Below are 18,198 nucleotides of genomic sequence, written 5' to 3' on the forward strand. Positions count from 1 at the left end.
AGGCTCAATGCCTTCCTTTCACAATGGAAATCTTATTGGCGAGCATTGCGCGCCTAAGTGCGGAACCCGCTGTCTGCCCGTGGCAGACAGCCATGGCTAGCGCGTCGGCAGTGTCGTCCGGCTTCGGCATATTCTTTAGGCCGAGCAGGCGGCGCGTCATTTCCATGACCTGCGGTTTCTTCGCTTGGCCGTAACCGGTCACGGCGGCTTTCACTTGCAGAGGCGTGTATTCGTAAATCTTCGCTCCGGCCTGCTGGCACGCCAGCAGAATGACGCCCCTTGCCTCTGCCACGCCGATTGCGGTTGTTTTATTGTTCTGAAAATAGAGCTTTTCAATCGCCACAGCATCCGGTTTCCATTTCTGCGTTACGGTCGTGAGCGTGTCATAGATTTTTTCGAGCCTGCGGTTGAAATCAAGCCCGGCCTGCGTGACGATTGCGCCGTACTCCAACGTCTGGAAACGACCGTTCTCGGCCTTTACGACTCCGTACCCGACAATCGCATAGCCCGGGTCGATTCCCAGAATAATCATCCACGCTGTCCTCCCATTCAAAATGCGGCATAAGCCGCAGACATATTTCAGTTTTTTTAATATTCAGTTTATTATAGCACATGGAGTCTTTGAAAGGAATAGGTGGGTCCCCGTTTTCTTTGCCCGACTCCATAATTCCGCAAAAGCTAAAAAAAGAAGGTCGTGTGTCGATATAATAAGTTAAAAATGTATAATGTTGTAGAAGGGACGGGGCTGAAATCAATGATTGGAATTATCGGCGCAATGGAGGTTGAGGTGGAAGAGATTCTAGGCCGCATGAAGGAAGAACGCAGCGATACGGTCAGCGGAATCATCTACCACATCGGAACCATCGGGAACAAGGAATGTGTCGTTGCGAAATGCGGCGTCGGAAAAGTGGCGGCCGCAGTCTGCGCGCAGACCATGATTCTTCGTTATGCCCCGTCGGCCATTATCAACGTAGGAATAGCGGGCGGTATCGGCCCGGGCATCCACATCGGCGACATCATCGTTGCGAACGGCTTTGTCCAGCACGATATGGATACTTCCGCAGTCGGAGACGAAAAGGGCCTCATTTCTGGGCTGAATCTTGTTGTGATTCCTGTTTCAAAGCGCCTCCTGTCATTGACCTCAGCAGCCGCGGAAAAACTCTGTGGCAAAGATAAAACGCATACAGGCATCATCGCGACCGGCGACCAGTTCATCAATGACCGTGAACGCCTTGAGCGAATCCGCGCTGAATTCGGCGCCTGCGCCTGCGAAATGGAAGGCGGAAGCATTGCCCAAGTCTGTTACATGAACCAGACACCGTTCGCCGCGGTACGCGCCGTTTCTGATAACGCCGACGAAGCCGCGGCCGTCAATTACGCGGAGTTTTTCAAGTCGTCGGCTCATACCGCGGCCGAGCTGATTTCGAGGCTTGTCCCGAATCTGTAAGCAGCGCTCCGCGGTTTCTACAAAGGAGTTGGGTCTTATGAAAATCATCGATATTTCACGCGACCTGTTTTCGACTCCACCCTATCCGGGCGACCCCGCCCCAAAGCGCGACCGAATCCGGCGCATGGATATGGGCGACAGCTATAACCTCTCTGGGTTTTATGCCTGCTGCCACAGCGCCACGCATCTGGACGCCCCGCTTCACTTCTTCGACGATGGCGACTCCGTTGACCGGATTTCTCTTTCCCGTTGTATCGGCCCCTGCACGGTCATAGCCGCTGAGGGAATTCTCACCGGCGCGGACATCGACCGCCTGCCGCCAAATACAGAAAAAAGGATATTACTAAAGGGAAACGGCAAGGCATTTCTCTCCCAGAGCGCAGCTTTCGCGCTAGCGCAGGCAGGCTTTCTGCTGATTGGAACGGACGCGCCGAGCATCGACCTTGCAGAGGAGGATGGCGAACCGCACCGTGAACTTCTGGGCGCAGGAATCCCGATTCTGGAAGGGCTTGACCTTTCCGCAGTCGAGCCGGGGACCTATCGTCTCTGTGCGCTACCGCTTCTTCTCCGCGGTGCGGAGGCTGCTCCAGCAAGAGCCATTCTTCTTTCGGACACTTAAAAAAGATTTCATACATATTTTACAGCATATTCACAGCACTTTTACAATTGGAAGGGCAGATACGGTTATACTGAAAGCATAGTCAGAAGACGGAGCCGCACCGAATTCTGGCCCATGTTCTACCCTCCTCAAGATATCCCTCAAGCACAGAAAAAGAATCCGGATGTTTGCCGGATTCTTTTTCTTTTTAAAATTTTCATTTTACTTTGCGCCATTGGAATATCGAATGTATTTTGGGGCCAAAATACTGACGGAGGTGGCGCAATTGAAAGTTTCCAGTAATCGAAACAGTAAAAAAAATAGAGGATTTTACATCGCCGTTGGTGTGTGCTTGATAGCAGTAGGTGCGGCAGCTTGGACGACTTACGACAGCGTAACGAAATACACGGAGCCGCAGAGTTCGGCAGAAAGCAAAGCAGCAGAAACAAACGACACCGTAAGCGGTATCTTTGTGAATGATGTTTCTTCCGCCCCGACCTCCAGCGCAAAGCCCGTGTCTTCGTCTCCGGCTTCCTCATCCGCGGCACCGGCCGTTTCCTCCAAGACGGGAACGAAACCGACCGCCGCAGCTGCGAATACGTTTACGATGCCGGTAAGCGGAAAGGTCTCGCAGGCTTTCAGCAAGAAACCGGTGTTCAATAAAACTCTCGGAGATTATCGTGCCCACACTGGTGTTGACCTAAGCGCGAAAACCGGTGAAACTGTAAAAGCTTGCGCCGACGGCGTTGTAACCAAAGTAGCAAATGACGATCGAAACGGCAACACCATTGTGATTAAACACGGTTCGATTGAGGCGACCTACTGCGGGCTTGATAAAATGCTTGTGAAGGAAAAGCAGACCGTTAAGCGCGGTCAAAAAATCGGCACCGTGGGCGTTGACCCAACGGAAAGTCTTGAATCTCCGCACCTTCATCTAATAATGAAACAAAATGGCCAGTATATTGACCCCATGACGATTCTGAAATGAATCTGGGTTTCCTGCCCCCGATTCGTTTAGGGGCATCTGAAAAAACCGCTGTCTCTAAAAAGACGGCGGTTTTTTCTGCACTTTCGTTTGTTTCTTCGGCACAAATAGTCAAGTTCACCAAATTTTTAAGATTCCTGTTCACACTAAGTTTACAATTAGTACAATTTGCGTTCTCATAAAGCGGTTAGTTATATGATATAATCATAGTGGTTATTAATGTATTTCTGAAGGGAGATGCAAATTTGAAAAGCAGTAAAACGGTTCTCGTGTGTGTTACCGGTCAACGGGACTGTGACCGGTTGATCCGAACCGGAAAAACTCTTGCTGACAAACTGGACCTTCCGCTGCGTGTTTTGTGTGTTCAACCCGCTTCTGCCGGGCTGCAGGGTAATTCCGAAGAACTGGAATACCTCCGTCAAACCGCACGCGACGCCCATGCAGAAATGACCGTTTATTTCAACGATGATGCGCCTCTCATGGCCGTGAGTGTCGCAAAAAAAATCGGAGCCAAACATATCGTCACCGGCATGCCGGAAGCCCCTGCGAACGGTTTTGTGGAGCTGATACATAAATTTTTACCGGATATTCCAATCAGCATGGTGGAGAAAAACGGAAAGATTCATAACATCTGCCCCGCTGAAATTGACGAGCAAACCGCAAAAAAACTCGTGATCCAGGCTTAAGATAAAAAATTAGCCCCCGGAAGATGAAAAATCTCCCGGGGGCAGTTTTTATCCCTTAAAAATGAATGGGCTGTTATCCACCGATGTGTCGAGGACAGCAAACTTGTAGCCCTCGCTCTTGAGGGTTGAAAGGAAACGCGGAAGCTGCTGGAGCGTTGCCTGTTTTGCCGCCGTATTATGGAACAGCACAACCGAAACGCGGTGCTGATGCACGCCGTTCAGCGCATACTGATAGATTTCCTCCGGCGTTTTCGCTTTGGCTGCATCTTCACTGCAGACATTCCAGTCAAAATATACGTAGCCGCGCCTTTTCAGCCCCATGATAATTTCACGCCGAGTTTTGGCGTTGAAGCTATTTACACTGCCGCCCGGAAAGCGGCAGATTTTTGTGTCTACTCCTGTCGCGTCGAGGATTGCCTTATGCATCCGGTCAAAATCCGCAAAAAACGCTTCTTCGGAAGCGTAGATCTGACGATAGTTGTGCGTCCAGCTGTGAACGCCGATGGCTTGCCCTCTCTTGACAATCTCCTGCAGGTCGCGCGTTTCGTTCTTGTCGTTGACCCCGACCACAAAGAATGTAGCTTTTACTTGATACTGGTCCAGAATATCCAAAAGCGGCTTTGTCAGCGAAGACGGACCGTCGTCAAACGTCAGATAGACCGTTTTTTCCTTTGGCAGAGAAGTTTGGTAACTCGGCGTCTCCGAAGGGTCGGGATCTTCTTCAACGGGTTTGGTAGATGCGGGCTTTGCCGGACGTTTGGAAGAAGAAGGCGCCGGCTTCGCAGAAGAAGCGGCCGCCGAAGAAACGACTGCCCTAGAGGAAACGGCCGCCGCTGACGAAACTGCCGAGGACGAAACAGGCTTGGAGGAACCGGCAGCGGAAGACACCTTCCTCGAAAGAAAAGAGGACGCTGGACGAAATGAGCCTGAGGACGATACGGCCTGTTTTGCCGACACCCCGTCGTCCAGGGGCGTTTTCATGGCGGAAACCGTACAGAACATAAGCCCCACAGCGAGAGAAACGGATATCAGCGCCAAAAGACTCTTCCTGCTCCCCGAAGATTTGGGTTTCATAAAAATCCGCCTTTCTCCAAACAAAAGTAAAGCCTATTCCGTTCGACAGTTTTAAGATTTTTTCTATTTACAGTATAAAGAATCCGCGAATTTTATCAAGAAAAGTGACTTAACTGTAACGAAAATTACAGAATGATACTCTTTCTACACAGACTACACGGAAAGATATTTCTTAATTTCCGCCTCTCCCAGAAATTCCGTCTTCCCCTCACGGACGACGGTGCCTTTCTCCAGAATGAGGCACCGCTCTGCCATAGCGCGGGCAAAGCCAAGATTCTGCTCTACAAGCAGCAGCGAAAGCCCTTCCTCCCGCCGTATCCGCTGAAGGATTTCACCGAGTTCTTCCACAACATTGGGCTGAATCCCCTCCGTAGGCTCATCGAGGAGCAGAAGCTTCGGAGAGGTCATTAGGGCGCGCGCTACGGCAAGCTGCTGCTGTTGGCCGCCGGAAAGAACCCCGCCCGGGCGGTTGAGGTGTTCCCGAAGGATTGGGAACCACTCAAGCATCTGTTCCGTGCGCTCCTGCGTAGCCTTAGCGCCCGCACAGCCGAGGCTGCCCAACCGGAGGTTTTCAAGCACCGTCAGCCCCGGCAGGATTTCCCGTCCCTGCGGAATGTAGGCCATTCCGAGGCGGCACCTCTCATGAGGCGGCAGGAAGGAAATATCGCGGTGGTTCAGGATGACATGCCCTCCGGCAGGCGGCAGAAGGCCAATCAGGCACTTGAGCAGCGTTGTTTTTCCGACGCCGTTGCGGCCCAAAACAGCAAGACATTCACCGTCTTTCAGCGTGAACGTGATGTCGTTCACGGCACGGCTTTTGCCGTAGTTCACCCGAAGCCCCTCAACCTCCAGCATGGTCATTCCCCTTTCCTGCTTTGTTCGATTTCAGGTACACGCGTATGACCTCAGGGTTATTTTCAATCTCGGAAAGCGGCCCTTCCGCGAGGATTTTTCCCATGTGCAAAACCGTAACCGTCTTTGCCACCTGCCGTACGAAATTCATGTCATGTTCTACCACAAGAACCGTGCGCCCATTGAGAAGCTTTTGAATCATTTCTCCGGTGCGGTATGTCTCTTCCTCCGTCATGCCTGCGGTCGGCTCGTCAAGAATCATCAGCTTCGGGTCCTGCATCATCAGCATTCCGATTTCGAGCCACTGCCGTTCTCCGTGCGACAGCCCGCACGCTAAAAAGTTGCGCTTCTCCGAAAGGCCGGTCTGCTCCAGAATGCGTTCCGCATTCTCCTGCACGCTTTTGGGGGCGGCACGCAGGAAAGACGAAACCACCGTGCGCCTCACCGGCGCGGCAAGTGCCAGATTTTCGGCGACGGTCATGTTTTCAAACACATTCGGGCCTTGAAACTTCCGTCCGATCCGAAAGTCGGCAGCAATTTTGCATGGGCTTTTCCCTGTGATTTCTTTCCCCTCAAAGAACACCTTGCCGTAGGTCGGCGCGACGCGGCCAGTAATCAGGTCCATCAGTGTCGTCTTTCCGGCGCCGTTCGGCCCGATGACGACGCGAAGCTCTCCTTCGTTTACGGAAAAATTCACGTCGCGAAGTGCCCAGAATCCGCCGAAGGACACCGAAAGATTCTCTGTTCGCAGCACTTCACCCATGCGCATGCACCTTCTTCCCCTCGGAAGCGGACATCAGAGTGCCGACAATGCCGCGCGGCATGAACAGCACCGTGAGAATCATCACAATGCCGAGCAGCAGCTGCCAGAATGCGCCGAACTGCTCGGAAAGCGCATTTCCGAGCACATTGATGAGGAGGGCCCCCACTGCTGCGCCCGTAAGATTTCCCCTGCCGCCGATGGCAAGCCAGACGACGATTGCCGTAGAGAATTCCACTCCCACATCGTTCGGGGCAATCATTCCGCTCACCGGAGCATACAGCACGCCGGCTAAACCGGCCAGCGCGCCGGAAAGCGCAAAGGCCGCCGCCTTGAAGGAATCCTTGTCGCAGCCGAGGAACTCCAGCCGCGTTTCATTCTCGCGGATTCCGCAGAGAATCATGCCGAAGCGTGAGTGCGTCAGCGCCAAGCAGAACACATAGACAATTATTACAATAAGGAAAATGAAATAGTAGCTCTGGGTGATGTCGAGCGGCGTTCCGAAAACAGAAAGGCCCGACAGTCCCCCGATGCCGTTAAAGCCGCCCGTCCATTTCTGCTGACTCTGAATGAAAAGGTTGAAAATCTGTGCAAGGGCCAGCGTGATGACGGCAAAGAACACGCCGCCGACCCGGCTGCGGAACAGGAAAACACCGAGCAGCCACGCGAGAATTGCGGGGATAAAAATTCCCGCAAGCACCGCAACGGCGGGGTTTTGAATGATTTGCAGCCAAAGCGGCATTTCCGTTACGCCGCCGCGTGCCATAAAATCCGGTATACCCTGCTGCGACGAGAGACACAGAGCCATGGTGTATCCCCCGATTCCGAACAGAACCGCATGGCCGAGGTTCATCAATCCCGCGTATCCCCACAGAATATCGAGCGACCATGCAAGGATTACGAACACCATGTATTTTGTGAGAAGCTGCGTATAAAACGCCGAGCCGCAAAGCGGGAACAGACCCAGTGCTAAGAGAATGAGGAAATCCGCCCGGCGGTTGCCGGGGATTCTGCGGAGCTTCGTCATGTTACCGCCTCTCTTTCGCAAACAAACCTTCCGGCTTGAACCGGATAATGGCAATAATCATCAGCAAAACCAAAATCGACGCCAGAACGTCGTTGCTCACGCCGCCCAGCAGCGCGGTAGATTCGCCGACAAAGAGCGAACCGACAGTTGTTCCGGTAAACGACCCTACACCACCGACGACCGACGTCATAAAGGAGTTGATGAGGTAAGGCCCGCCCATGAACGGCGAAACGCTTTTGACCGGTGCGGCAAGCGCTCCGGCAAGGCCTGCGAGGCCGCTGCCGAACGCAAAAATCAGCGTATCCACCTGTGCCGTATTGATTCCGAGACATTCCGCCATGGCACGGTTCTGGGTTACGGCGCGAACGCGGCGGCCGAACTTTGTCTTTTTCAGCAGCAGCACGGTTCCCGCCGTTACAGCCGCCGCAAACAAAATGGTGAAAATGTTGTAGTACGGAATGACCACATGGCCGAAGGTCACCTTTCCTTCAATGGGAATGGCAACATACTGCGACTGCGCGCCGAACACGATGTTTGTCACCTGTTGAAGCACAACCGAAATGCCGAAGGTGGCGAGCATGGTTTCCGCCGGTCTTCCGGTCAGCCGCTTCACGACCAGAACTTCCATAATGGTTCCGGCCGCGGCCGCGGTGATGAAGGAAAGCGGAAGAGCAACCCAGAAGCCGAGCCCCGCCGTCTGCGTGACAGCAAAAGCCGTGTAGGCGCCAATCATGATCAGTTCCCCGTGGGCAAGGTTGATGACGTCCATCAGCCCGCAGATGATGACCATGCCGAGGGCAGCCGTGAGAATCAGGGCCGAGGAATTCAGGCCGTTGAGAAGCAATGCAAGGAAACTGTCCATAATGCCCGTCACCTCACGACTCGTCAAGGCTTCGGAGCAATCGGCTGTTCCGACTGATAGATCACTTTGATTTCACCGTTCTCGTCTACCTGCCCGATGCGGCAGTATAACGCGGCGTGGTTGTTTGTTGGGTCAATGGAAATTTGTCCGGACGGGGAATCAAGCTCTAATCCTTTGAACGCTTCGATAACCTGCTGCGTGTTATCGGGGTCAGCGGCCTTTTTCAGGGCTTCGCCGAGGAACAGACCAGCGTTGTAGCCTCCCATAACCGCGTAGGAAGGTTCTGTGCCGTCTTTATAGGTCTCGGCATATTTCTGCACGAATTTCTTGTTGAGGTCGTTTTCAACATTCTTGAAGTAATCCACACAAATGTAGCTGCCTTTTGATGCTTCTTTTCCAATGGCCTTGAGAACCGTTTCGTTCGTCGTAAGGCTTGCGATGGTCGCTTTCAAGCCATAGGCATTGTATTGCTTGTAGAATGCCACGTTGCTGTCGCCCGTCAATTCGCTGTAAACGATGTCCGGGTTGGAAGTCTTGATTTTATTGAGCACAGACGAAAAGTCGGTGCTGCCGTAAGGAACATATTCCTCCCCGACGACCGTTCCGCCGCCCTTTGCGAGGTATTCCTTCGCCAGTTTGTTTTCTACCTGCGGATAGACGAAATCACAGCCGATGAGGAAGAATTTCTTCCCAACGTTTTTCAGCAGCCAGTTGACAAAGATCTCTGCCTGCTGGTTCGGAATGCAGCCGACATAAACAATGTTTTTCGACTCTTCCTGCCCCTCGTAAGACTGCGGGTAGACGAGCAGCGATTTATACTGCTCCACCACGGGTTTTACTGCCTGGCGGGCAGAGGATGAGCAGGTGCCTACAATGGCGGTTACCTTGTCGTCAAGAATCAGCCGGCGGGCCTTGTCAGCCGCTTTTGCGGGGTCGGAGGCATAGTCGGCAAACACGGTCTCAATTTTCCGCCCGTTGATGCCGCCGCTTGCGTTAATCTCGTCGATGGCAAGCTTTGTGCCGTTGTACAGCTGTTTTTCACTGACGGAAGTTACACCGCTGAGCGAATACAGCAAGCCGATTTTAATCGGCTTTGCGCCGGACTGCTCTGTCCCGCGGCTGCACCCTGTGAACAAGCAGGGCAGCATGACCGCGCAGGCCAGCAGCGCGCACAGTTTCTTTTTCATAGCTCTCATCTCCAGTGGAATTCATGCCTCATTTCCTGTTCAGCACTAAAGCATAATATTCCGCGGCGGGATTTCTCGTGAGTCGGAAAAGAGAAAGGCCCCGTGGCATCAGTCTGCAGGGCTTGTTTTCAGAAAGTCGGGAATCACGCGTTCGGTCTTTCAAGGCGGTGTGAAAAAGCGCACATAAAAAAACGGAGCGCTCATGCGCTCCGTTTTTTTATGTCTCTTATTTTGCCGAGATACGCGGTCTTTGGAACACCGAAAGGAACTTGTCGGCTAGCACATCGTACTCGTTGTGGGCCAGAATATACTCTTTTCCGCACCTGCCCATTGTTTCGCGCTCTTCCTCGGACATCTGCGAAAGTTTTATCGCCGCATCGGCAATTGCGCCGCTGTCCTCCGGCGGAATCGAAATGCCACAGCCGGCTTCTTTTACCATGTCGTTCGGCGCGTCGATGGCAAAAATCACAGGCTTGCCCGCCATCATGTAATCCATCAGCTTGTTCGGGCTGACGCCGAAGCGGAAGAGTGGCTGGCTCTGCAGGCCAATGTAAAGGGCGTCAAGCTGACTGAGAAGTTCCGGAATGCGGTCGCGCTGCACCGGCTCGAGGAATTCGACCACGTCGTCAAGATTCAAATTATGTGCCTTTTGAATCAAGCGGTCGCGTTCCGGGCCCGGCCCAATCGAAAGCAGCTTGATTTTTTTGCCGCGCAGTTTCTCGCCGGCTTCCACATAGCTGTCCAGCGCATTGGCAATGCCATGCGCACCGGTGTATCCGACAAGGAAATATCCTTCCTCATGGTATTTCTTCAGCTTTTCCTCATACACCTTCGGCGTATGGAACGGCTTCTCCCAAGCTGCTTTTTCAATGCCGTTCGGAATGTAGACGAATTTCTCCGGCTTCATTCCGTGTTCAATCATGTGCTCTCTGGCGAACGGCAGCAGCGAAACAACATAATCGCTGTAACGGTAGCAATCGTTCTCTGCCTTCTGCATCAGGCGGATATACGGATGCTTCGGACTCATTCCGCCAAGCTCAATTGGGCTGAGCGGCCAAAGGTCATGCACCTCATAAATCAGCATGGCACCGTATTTTTTCGCAAAATGGTGCGCCGGATAAATATCGAGCGGATACGTTGAAGAGGCGATGATTGCATCCGGCTTTCCTTGGGCGGTCAGCTCCGTTCTGTAACGGTACAGGCCCCTTAGGAACGAAAGCATATTCCGGATGCGCCCCATGTTGTTGCCGTGGTACGAATTCCCGGAAATCCAGAAATAGCGCACGCCGTCAATCATTTCTTCCTTGTATTTTGCGCCTTCGAGTTCCGGGTTATGGGTGCGCAGGTGAGAAAACGAGCTTGCCGCCACCGTGACGTTGTTTCCCTTTGCCGCCCAGCGTTTTGCCATAAAATACGGGCGGAATTCCATACCATGCTCCGGTGAACCGGCGTAATGGTTGATATAGATGATATTCAAGACGTTCACTCTTTTCGGTTTGAAAGAATGGAGGCAATATGTTCCGACGCTTTTCCGTCGCCGAAGGGCATTTTTTCCCTCGCGCTCGGGTCCGGCACAGTCTGGGTAGCCTTGCGGTAAATATCATCGGTTTCAAGCTTCGCAAGGACGTTCCAGCCGCCTTCCAGCGTTTCGACCCATTCGGTCTCGCTGCGGAGCGTAACACACGGAACCTCCATGAACCAAGCTTCCTTCTGCAGGCCGCCGGAATCCGTCAGCACCTGAGAAGCGCCGCTTGTGAGCAGCAGCATTTCGAGGTAGCCCACGGGGTCAATCAGCTGGATGTTCCGGTAACCGCGCTTTTTTATGGCTTCTTCCGCGAGCGGACGCGTGCGCGGATGGATCGGAATGACGACCGGCTGCGGGAGCTGTTCAAACGCATCAAAAATCCGCACGATGGCGTCAAGGCCGCCGTCGGTCGTTTCCGCACGGTGCAGCGTTGCGAGGCGGTACTGTTTCGGCGCAATGCCGAGCTGCCCGTAAATAGCCGTCTTTTTCGGGTTAGAACGGGCAAGCGCAAGAAAATGGAGGACGGAGTCGAGCATGACGTCGCCGGTCTTGTCCACCCCCGCCGTAATGTTCTCTTTTTTGAGGTTGTCCACGGCCGTCTGCGTCGGGCAGAACAGCCAAGTGGAAATGTGGTCGGTCAGCACGCGGTTCTGCTCTTCCGGCATGCGCATGTTGTAGGAACGCAGGCCAGCTTCCACATGCGCGACCGGCAGGTGGAGCTTAGAAGCGGCAAGCGCCCCCGCGAGGGTCGAGTTGGTGTCGCCGTAAACCAGCATGATATCCGGCTTTTCGGTAAAAATAACCTCTTCAATCTTCATCAGCATTTCGCCGGTCTGCTTGCCGTGGGAGCCGGAGCCGACACCAAGGTTATACGCCGGTTTCGGAATATTCAGCTCCTCGAAAAAAACATCGGACATATTTTTATCATAATGCTGACCGGTGTGCACGATGACTTCGTCCGCCACGCGGCTCAGCGCACGGGAAACCACAGAGGCCTTGATAAACTGCGGTCTCGCGCCGACAACAGTAAGGATCTTCATTTTCAGCCCTTCACTTCCACGTCTGCATGCGTCATGTCGGTCGTTGCAAAATCAAGGCCGTCATATTTTACCGGCAGGCCCGTTTTTTGCGATTTGTAGGCCGCGAGAATGATTTTCATACCCTTGATTCCCTCGGTTCCGCTGACAAGCGGCTCCGTGTGGTTATCTACAGCTGTAAAGAAATCGCGGTAAAGCGGGTTGTGGCCGCTGCCGTAAACATCTCTCGGATCGGCTCCGACAAGCTTTTCCACCTCGGTGTCCTGCGGAGCAGGGGTCTCAAAATTCCATGTTTCCACACGGTTGACCGCAAGGCCGCCGATGACTGCCGTACCCGTTGCGCCGGAGATGGTGAGCGTTTCTTCGAGGTTTTTCGGATAAATGCAAGCTGTGCCTTCCACGATGCCGATGGCGCCGTTCTTGAAGCGAATCAGAATCGCGCCGAAATCCTCGGCCTCGATGTCGCGCAGATAGTTTCCTGTCATCGCCATAATGGTGTCCGGCTCGCCGCCGAGGCTCCACTGAAGAAGGTCAATGCCGTGGATGCACTGGTTCATCAGCGTGCCGCCGTCCAGCGCCCATGTTCCGCGCCACGGTGCCTGCTGGTAGTACGGCATAGTGCGGTTCCACAGAATCCGCGCAGTTCCGCTGACGAGTTTTCCGAAACGACCGTCTTCCAGTGCCTTGTGCAGGTGCTGAATCGGTGCATTAAAGCGGTTCTGGTGACAAACGCCGAGCGTAATGCCTTTCTTCTTGGCTTCCGCAATCATGAGCTCCGCGTCTGCGGTGGACAGTGCCATCGGCTTTTCTACGAGTGTATGTTTTCCTGCATGGATGCAATCGAGCGCAATGCGCGCGTGGTAACCGCTCTCGGTAGCAATCGCGCAAGAATCGACATCCAGTTCCTCAAGCATTTTGCGGTAGTCGGTGTAAACAGCAGGTTTGATTCCCGTTGCTTCAAAATAGTCGGCCGCTTTCTTTTCCGCGCGTTCCGCAACCGGGTCGCAGACCGCGGCAAGCACCATAATATCGCGATTTGCTATGGCAGCTGCAATGTGGTTTTTTGAGATTCGGCCGCAGCCAATAAGTGCGTGACGATATTGTTTCATTTTTATCCCCTATTCCAGTTAGTTTTCACATCATTTTGAAAAATGTGTTTTACAGTTCCTTAATCAGCATAATCTCCAGCGGCTGACGAACTGCCGGAATATCCATGACCAAACACCCGTTATCTTTATATCCTAGCTTCCGGTAAAAAAACTGAGCGGTTTCGTCAGCTTGTGTGGACGTCATCACCACCGGGTAGCCTAGGCTTTTCATCTCACTCTCCCAGCGGTGCATAGCTTTCGAGCCAAAACCATGCTGCCTTTTTTCTTCTTCCAAGTAAATCATCGTGAGAAACGGCAGGTTGTCCCAGAACAGATTATAGCGGAGAATCCCGATGGGTCTATCGTCATCTTTGATGATATAACATCTTTTATTCTTGATTTTCAGGCGAAGTTCATCTTCGGCAATATGTCGATCCAGCGTGAGCCAGTAAGCAATATTGCTCTCCTGCGCAAATTCCATTTGGAACACGATTTAGCCTCACTTTCCCGACGCGGATCTCTGAAAAATTCCCTCGCTCTCATAGAAAGCGGGGGAAAAGTAATTATAAAAGCTCGATGTTGGAACGGTCCTTGACGTCCTTCATGGCATTGCGGGTATCGAACACTGCCTGCGAAAGCTTCTGAATCCTGTTGTAATCGAAGCAGGAATGTGCGGTGCAGATGACAACGATATCCGCTTCTTTCAGCATCTCGTCTGTCAGTTCTTTCGCGCCGACACAAGTTTCGCCCTTGTAGCGGTACTCCGGAATATACGGATCGTAATAGGTCGTTTGTGCGCCCTGTTGCTTGAACAGGTCAATGACGTTCAGAGCCGGGCTTTCCCGGTAATCGTCAATGTCCGCCTTATAAGCGACGCCGAGAACAAGCACCTTGGAGCCGTTCAGGGCCTTCTTCTTTTTATTCAGAACCGACATGACACGCTGCACCACATACTCGGGCATTCCGGTGTTGATTTCGCCGGAGGTTTCAATCAGGCGTGTGTGGTAATTAAACTCTCTGGCTTTCCAAGTCAGGTAGAACGGGTCAAGCGGAATGCAGTGTCCGCCGAGGCCCGGCCCCGGATAGAAGGCTTGGAAGCCGTACGGCTTCGTCTTGGCGGCCTCGATGACCTCCCAGACATTGATTCCCATGCGGTGGCAGATGATGGCCATTTCGTTTGCAAGGCCGATGTTGATGTTGCGGTAAGTATTTTCCAGCAGCTTTTCCATTTCCGCAACGGCGGGAGAAGAAACTTCAAACACACCGCCGGCCAGAACACTGCGGTAGAGAGCCGCCGCAACCTCCGTGGAATCCTTTCCGACGCCACCGACAACCTTCGGGGTGTTCTTTGTCTTGTATTGCTTGTTGCCGGGGTCCACACGCTCCGGTGAAAAGGCGAGATAGAAGTCTTTCCCGCATTTCAGGCCGCTTGATTCCAGAATCGGTTTCAGCAGTTCTTCCGTGGTTCCCGGGTAAGTGGTGGATTCCAAAATGATAACCATGCCGGGATGAACGTACTTCGCCACAGATTCCGTGGAGCCCTTTACATAGCTGATATCCGGCTGCTGATACTTGTCGAGCGGAGTCGGCACGCAAATGGCAACGGCATCCACATCCTTGATGAATGAGAAATCTGAGGTCGCGGAAAGTTTTCCGCTTTCCACCATTTTCTTGAGCGTATCGTCGACGATATCGCCGATGTAGTTATGGCCGGCATTTACGGCATTCACCTTTTTGGTCTGCACATCGAAACCGATGGTCTTGTAGCCGGCATTTGCAAACTCTACCGCAAGCGGCAGACCCACATAGCCGAGACCGACGATTCCGACTACCGCAGACTTATCTTTAATTTTTCCCAGAAGTTCCGATTTGATATCCATAAGCTTTTCCTCTATTCTTTCTTATTTTCTCTATTCTTTCTTAAATCTTATTCAAAATAGAGCAGATTTCATCAATAACGTCATCCGAAATATAGCCGTGCATAGGCAGACTAAACACGGTATCCGCCAATTTCTCCGCGACCGGAAGATCGCCCCTACGGTAGCCGAGCGGCTCATAGACCTTCTGAAGATGAAGCGGTTTCGGGTAGTAAATCATGCAGGGAATTCCCGCTGCTTTCAAAGCATCCATAGCTTTTGCCCGTTCCGCGGAGTCTTTTGCCCTAAGCGTGTAGTAGCCGTAGCTGGAGGTAAACCCTTCCCGCTCCTGAGGAACGACAAAGCGGTCTTTGAGCTTTTCGTTGTATCGTTTTGCCGCGCGTCTGCGGTGTTCATTCTCTTCATCAAACGCGTGCAACTTCGGCAGAAGAATCGCAGCCTGCAGAGTATCCAGCCGTGCGTTCAAGCCAATGCGGACGTTGTCGTATTTCATAGTGCCTTTGCCATGGACCCGCAGCGACGTCAGCAAGCGGTAAGTTTCCTCATCGTCCGTGAACACCGCGCCACCGTCGCCGTAGCAGCCGAGCGCTTTGGCCGGGAAGAAGCTCGTCCCGGAGCAATCTCCGAACGAACAGGCTTTTCGTTCGCCGATGGCACCGCCGAAGCCCTGTGCGGCATCTTCCAACAGAAACAGGCCGTTCTTGCGGCAAATCTCCTCAATACGGGGAAAATCTGCCGGATGGCCGAACAGGTCAACCGCAATGACCGCTTTTGGCCTAAGTTTCCCTTCGCGCTTAACTTTTTCAATCTGCTCCTCCAGAGAAGCGGGGTCCAGATTGAAAATATCCTCCTCGGAATCGCAGAAAACCGGTGTAGCGCCCGTAAGGCTGACCACCTCGGCACTCGCGAAAAAGGTAAACGCCGGCACAAAAACTGCGTCCCCCTTGCCGATGCCTTTTGCCATGAGGGGCAGCAGCAATGCAGCGGTTCCGCTGCTTGTCGCCACGCAGTATTTTCTGCCTGTATACTCGCAAAGCTCATGTTCCAGCTGCTCCACCTGAGGACCTGAAATAAAATGCGCTTCCGAAAGTACCGCAGCAATCTGCGCATCAATTTCCTTCTTCAGGTGGCGGTACTGGGCGCCGAGGTCATTAAATTCAATTTTGCCCATTGGCTATTTTTCCTCCTTCAAGCCGTTTTCCGCTTGAATATAATGCCTGCCGCACTTCGGACAGACAAGGTCTTCTCTTAGTTTTTCCCCACATTCGCAAACCCAGCCGCAGATGCGTGCGGGGACCCCCATGACAATGGCATAGTCTGGCACATCTTTCGTAACAACGCTACCCGCGGCGACAAATGCGTTTTTTCCAATGGAATGGCCGCAGACAATCGTAGCGTTCGCCCCGATGCTTGCACCGTCGCCCACAGGGGTATGTGCGTAGAACTGAGAACCGCGCTGCGGATATTTGCACCGCGGACGCTGGACATTAGTAAATACCATAGAAGGCCCGCAGAACACGTAATTGCCGAGTTCCACACCTTCATAAACAGATACGTTGTTCTGAATTTTGCAGTAATTGCCGATTTTCACACCCGGTGCGACAAACACATTCTGACCGATGTTACAGTTTTCCCCGATTTCGCAGCCGGCGCTGATGTGGCAGAAATGCCAGATCTTTGTTCCGGCGCCGATGCCGGCACCCTCGTCGATACAGGCTGTCGGGTGCGCAAAATATTTTTTTGAATCATTCAAATTGACCACCGCATCCTCAATTATTTCGCTTATCACAGGCTTATTATAGCTTATTATATTCTTACGCTCTTGCTTAGTCAATGAAAAAGGAAGTTCTGTCATTTCATTGACTTGCCTAGAAAAAAGAGATATCATATTTTTCGTTCGATGACGAAAAACAATTGAATTGCGGAATATTTATATTTTGGCGTTTAAAAAATTCACTGGAAGCTCGTCAGAAAGGAACAGAAAAATATGGGTCAGTTCAAAAAGCGAGAGAAATTCATTCCCTATAATCTTCCCGACTTTACGGAGGCGGAAATTTCCGCAGTCGCAGAGACCGTCCGCTCACTTTGGGTTGCGAAGGGCCCACGTACGGTGAAATTTGAAGAAGAATTTGCAAAACACGTCGGCGCAAAACATGCCGTTGCCATGAATTCCTGCACCGCCGCACTGCACGTTTCCCTGCTCTCAGCCGGCATCGGGCCGGGTGATGAAGTCATCACCACACCGATGACGTTTGCATCCACCGCAAACACCATCATTCACTGCGGCGCAACGCCGGTTTTTGCCGATATCGACTACAAAACCGGCTGCATTGACCCCGAGGAAGTTGAAAAAAAGGTTACGTCTAAGACAAAAGCTATTGTTCCCGTCCATTACAGCGGGCAGGTCTGCGACCTCGACCGCATTTATGACATTGCCGACAAATACGGCCTCTTCGTCTCCGAGGACGCGGCACACGCGCTTGAGAGCTTTTACAAAGGCCGCATCATCGGCCACAAGTTGAAGGGAACCGCCTGTTACAGTTTTTATGCCACCAAAAACCTCACAACCGGCGAAGGCGGCATGCTCGTGACAGACGACGATGAAATTGACGCTAAGGCGCGCATCTGGGCCGGCCAAGGCATGAGCCGCAACGCATGGAACCGCTATGCGAAGGGCGGTTCTTGGCGCTACGATATCTGTGAGCCTGGATTTAAATACAATATGTTTGATATTCAAGCGGCACTTGGTCTTGTGCAGCTTTCCCGCATTCATGAAATGCAGGCCCGCCGGTTGAAAATCGCAGAGAAATACCAGCGTGAGTTTGCAAAGATTGACGCTGTGGAGCCGCCGTTCGTGCCGGACTACTGCACCCACTCATGGCACCTGTATGTATTGCGCATTGTACCGGAGCTGCTCACCATCGACCGCGACCGGTTCATTGAAGAGTTGAACGCGCGCAACGTCGGCACAAGTGTCCACTTTATTCCGGTCACTTCCATGAGTGCCTACACGAAGCGCTTCGGCTTCAAAAAAGGCGACTTCCCGAACACAGAAAAGCATTTTGAGCGCATTATTTCCTTACCGCTTTATCCGTCGCTTTCCGACGAAGAAACGGACTACATTATTGCCGCGGTTCGCGACATTGTGGAAAAATTTCACAAATAATTGTTTTTGGGTGCAAAAAATTCCCCG

At 52.6% G+C, this 18,198-nt stretch carries 19 protein-coding genes; 5 read left to right on the plus strand and 14 right to left on the minus strand.

All coding sequences use genetic code 11. The features are described 5' to 3' along the window. Window positions 1-4: 4 nt before the first annotated feature. Entirely contained in the window at window positions 5-532 is a 528-nt protein-coding gene (gene ruvC, locus NOG13_RS06630) for a crossover junction endodeoxyribonuclease RuvC (protein WP_283109787.1), read from the minus strand. 222 nt (window positions 533-754) lie between these two features. Between ruvC and NOG13_RS06635 the strand changes: the two genes are divergently transcribed. The 4 genes from NOG13_RS06635 (at window position 755) to NOG13_RS06650 (ending at window position 3,716) form a co-directional block, all read left to right on the plus strand. After that, entirely contained in the window at window positions 755-1,447 is a 693-nt protein-coding gene (locus tag NOG13_RS06635) for a 5'-methylthioadenosine/adenosylhomocysteine nucleosidase (protein ID WP_283109788.1), read from the plus strand. Window positions 1,448-1,484: 37 nt separating this feature from the next. Further along, on the plus strand, window positions 1,485-2,066 hold the full coding sequence (locus tag NOG13_RS06640) for a cyclase family protein (RefSeq protein WP_283109789.1): 582 nt from the start codon (window positions 1,485-1,487) through the stop codon (window positions 2,064-2,066). Window positions 2,067-2,397: 331 nt separating this feature from the next. Beyond that, a complete protein-coding gene (locus NOG13_RS06645) occupies window positions 2,398-3,033 on the plus strand; it encodes a M23 family metallopeptidase (protein ID WP_283109790.1) in 636 nt (211 codons plus the stop codon). 242 nt (window positions 3,034-3,275) lie between these two features. Further along, window positions 3,276-3,716 (plus strand): adenine nucleotide alpha hydrolase family protein, encoded by a 441-nt coding sequence (locus tag NOG13_RS06650; RefSeq protein WP_283109791.1) that lies wholly within the window; start codon window positions 3,276-3,278, stop codon window positions 3,714-3,716. Between the two features lie 48 nt (window positions 3,717-3,764). On the opposite strand, the gene NOG13_RS06655 is transcribed toward NOG13_RS06650, so the two are convergent. The 13 genes from NOG13_RS06655 to NOG13_RS06715 all read right to left on the minus strand — a co-directional run bounded on the left by NOG13_RS06655 (window position 3,765) and on the right by NOG13_RS06715 (window position 16,758). Beyond that, window positions 3,765-4,754 (minus strand): polysaccharide deacetylase family protein, encoded by a 990-nt coding sequence (locus tag NOG13_RS06655; protein ID WP_283109792.1) that lies wholly within the window; start codon window positions 4,752-4,754, stop codon window positions 3,765-3,767. Window positions 4,755-4,943: 189 nt separating this feature from the next. Beyond that, window positions 4,944-5,645, minus strand: coding sequence for an urea ABC transporter ATP-binding subunit UrtE (urtE, locus tag NOG13_RS06660; protein ID WP_283109793.1), 702 nt, complete (start codon window positions 5,643-5,645; stop codon window positions 4,944-4,946). Further along, entirely contained in the window at window positions 5,632-6,405 is a 774-nt protein-coding gene (urtD, locus tag NOG13_RS06665; protein WP_283109794.1) for an urea ABC transporter ATP-binding protein UrtD, read from the minus strand. The genes urtE and urtD overlap by 14 nt, the downstream gene beginning before the upstream one ends. Beyond that, window positions 6,398-7,450, minus strand: a complete 1,053-nt coding sequence (locus NOG13_RS06670; RefSeq protein ID WP_283109795.1) for an ABC transporter permease subunit — start codon at window positions 7,448-7,450, stop codon at window positions 6,398-6,400. The genes urtD and NOG13_RS06670 overlap by 8 nt, the downstream gene beginning before the upstream one ends. After that, window positions 7,431-8,291 carry an urea ABC transporter permease subunit UrtB gene (gene urtB, locus NOG13_RS06675; protein WP_283109796.1) on the minus strand — a complete coding sequence of 287 codons (861 nt, stop codon included), beginning with the start codon at window positions 8,289-8,291 and terminating at the stop codon, window positions 7,431-7,433. The genes NOG13_RS06670 and urtB overlap by 20 nt, the downstream gene beginning before the upstream one ends. Window positions 8,292-8,314: 23 nt before the next feature. Then, entirely contained in the window at window positions 8,315-9,478 is a 1,164-nt protein-coding gene (locus NOG13_RS06680; RefSeq protein ID WP_283109797.1) for a transporter substrate-binding protein, read from the minus strand. Window positions 9,479-9,704: 226 nt separating this feature from the next. Continuing rightward, window positions 9,705-10,955, minus strand: a complete 1,251-nt coding sequence (locus NOG13_RS06685; protein WP_283109798.1) for a glycosyltransferase family 4 protein — start codon at window positions 10,953-10,955, stop codon at window positions 9,705-9,707. Between the two features lie 5 nt (window positions 10,956-10,960). Beyond that, window positions 10,961-12,043: a non-hydrolyzing UDP-N-acetylglucosamine 2-epimerase gene (wecB, locus tag NOG13_RS06690; RefSeq protein ID WP_283109799.1), complete on the minus strand. Its 1,083-nt coding sequence runs from the start codon at window positions 12,041-12,043 to the stop codon at window positions 10,961-10,963. A 2-nt stretch (window positions 12,044-12,045) separates the two neighbouring features. Then, window positions 12,046-13,149 carry a Gfo/Idh/MocA family protein gene (locus NOG13_RS06695; protein WP_283109800.1) on the minus strand — a complete coding sequence of 368 codons (1,104 nt, stop codon included), beginning with the start codon at window positions 13,147-13,149 and terminating at the stop codon, window positions 12,046-12,048. A 49-nt stretch (window positions 13,150-13,198) separates the two neighbouring features. Then, window positions 13,199-13,609 carry a GNAT family N-acetyltransferase gene (locus tag NOG13_RS06700; RefSeq protein WP_283111170.1) on the minus strand — a complete coding sequence of 137 codons (411 nt, stop codon included), beginning with the start codon at window positions 13,607-13,609 and terminating at the stop codon, window positions 13,199-13,201. A gap of 82 nt (window positions 13,610-13,691) precedes the next feature. After that, entirely contained in the window at window positions 13,692-15,008 is a 1,317-nt protein-coding gene (locus tag NOG13_RS06705) for a nucleotide sugar dehydrogenase (RefSeq protein ID WP_283109801.1), read from the minus strand. A 40-nt stretch (window positions 15,009-15,048) separates the two neighbouring features. Next, a complete protein-coding gene (locus NOG13_RS06710; RefSeq protein WP_283109802.1) occupies window positions 15,049-16,176 on the minus strand; it encodes a DegT/DnrJ/EryC1/StrS family aminotransferase in 1,128 nt (375 codons plus the stop codon). A gap of 3 nt (window positions 16,177-16,179) precedes the next feature. Continuing rightward, window positions 16,180-16,758 (minus strand): acyltransferase, encoded by a 579-nt coding sequence (locus NOG13_RS06715; protein WP_283109803.1) that lies wholly within the window; start codon window positions 16,756-16,758, stop codon window positions 16,180-16,182. A 234-nt stretch (window positions 16,759-16,992) separates the two neighbouring features. Between NOG13_RS06715 and NOG13_RS06720 the strand changes: the two genes are divergently transcribed. Continuing rightward, entirely contained in the window at window positions 16,993-18,171 is a 1,179-nt protein-coding gene (locus NOG13_RS06720; protein WP_283109804.1) for a DegT/DnrJ/EryC1/StrS family aminotransferase, read from the plus strand. Window positions 18,172-18,198: the final 27 nt, after the last annotated feature.

The organism is Thermocaproicibacter melissae, from assembly GCF_024498295.1.
Lineage (GTDB): Bacteria > Bacillota > Clostridia > Oscillospirales > Acutalibacteraceae > Thermocaproicibacter > Thermocaproicibacter melissae.

What these genes read in the sequence shown, in the direction of transcription:
- ruvC (WP_283109787.1), bottom strand. Translation starts at nt 532, where the DNA reads ATGATTATTCTGGGAATCGACCCGGGCTATGCGATTGTCGGGTACGGA.
- NOG13_RS06635 (WP_283109788.1), top strand. Translation starts at nt 755, where the DNA reads ATGATTGGAATTATCGGCGCAATGGAGGTTGAGGTGGAAGAGATTCTA.
- NOG13_RS06640 (WP_283109789.1), top strand. Translation starts at nt 1,485, where the DNA reads ATGAAAATCATCGATATTTCACGCGACCTGTTTTCGACTCCACCCTAT.
- urtE (WP_283109793.1), bottom strand. Translation starts at nt 5,645, where the DNA reads ATGCTGGAGGTTGAGGGGCTTCGGGTGAACTACGGCAAAAGCCGTGCC.
- urtD (WP_283109794.1), bottom strand. Translation starts at nt 6,405, where the DNA reads ATGGGTGAAGTGCTGCGAACAGAGAATCTTTCGGTGTCCTTCGGCGGA.
- urtB (WP_283109796.1), bottom strand. Translation starts at nt 8,291, where the DNA reads ATGGACAGTTTCCTTGCATTGCTTCTCAACGGCCTGAATTCCTCGGCC.
- NOG13_RS06680 (WP_283109797.1), bottom strand. Translation starts at nt 9,478, where the DNA reads ATGAAAAAGAAACTGTGCGCGCTGCTGGCCTGCGCGGTCATGCTGCCC.
- wecB (WP_283109799.1), bottom strand. Translation starts at nt 12,043, where the DNA reads ATGAAGATCCTTACTGTTGTCGGCGCGAGACCGCAGTTTATCAAGGCC.
- NOG13_RS06695 (WP_283109800.1), bottom strand. Translation starts at nt 13,149, where the DNA reads ATGAAACAATATCGTCACGCACTTATTGGCTGCGGCCGAATCTCAAAA.
- NOG13_RS06700 (WP_283111170.1), bottom strand. Translation starts at nt 13,609, where the DNA reads ATGGAATTTGCGCAGGAGAGCAATATTGCTTACTGGCTCACGCTGGAT.
- NOG13_RS06705 (WP_283109801.1), bottom strand. Translation starts at nt 15,008, where the DNA reads ATGGATATCAAATCGGAACTTCTGGGAAAAATTAAAGATAAGTCTGCG.
- NOG13_RS06710 (WP_283109802.1), bottom strand. Translation starts at nt 16,176, where the DNA reads ATGGGCAAAATTGAATTTAATGACCTCGGCGCCCAGTACCGCCACCTG.
- NOG13_RS06720 (WP_283109804.1), top strand. Translation starts at nt 16,993, where the DNA reads ATGGGTCAGTTCAAAAAGCGAGAGAAATTCATTCCCTATAATCTTCCC.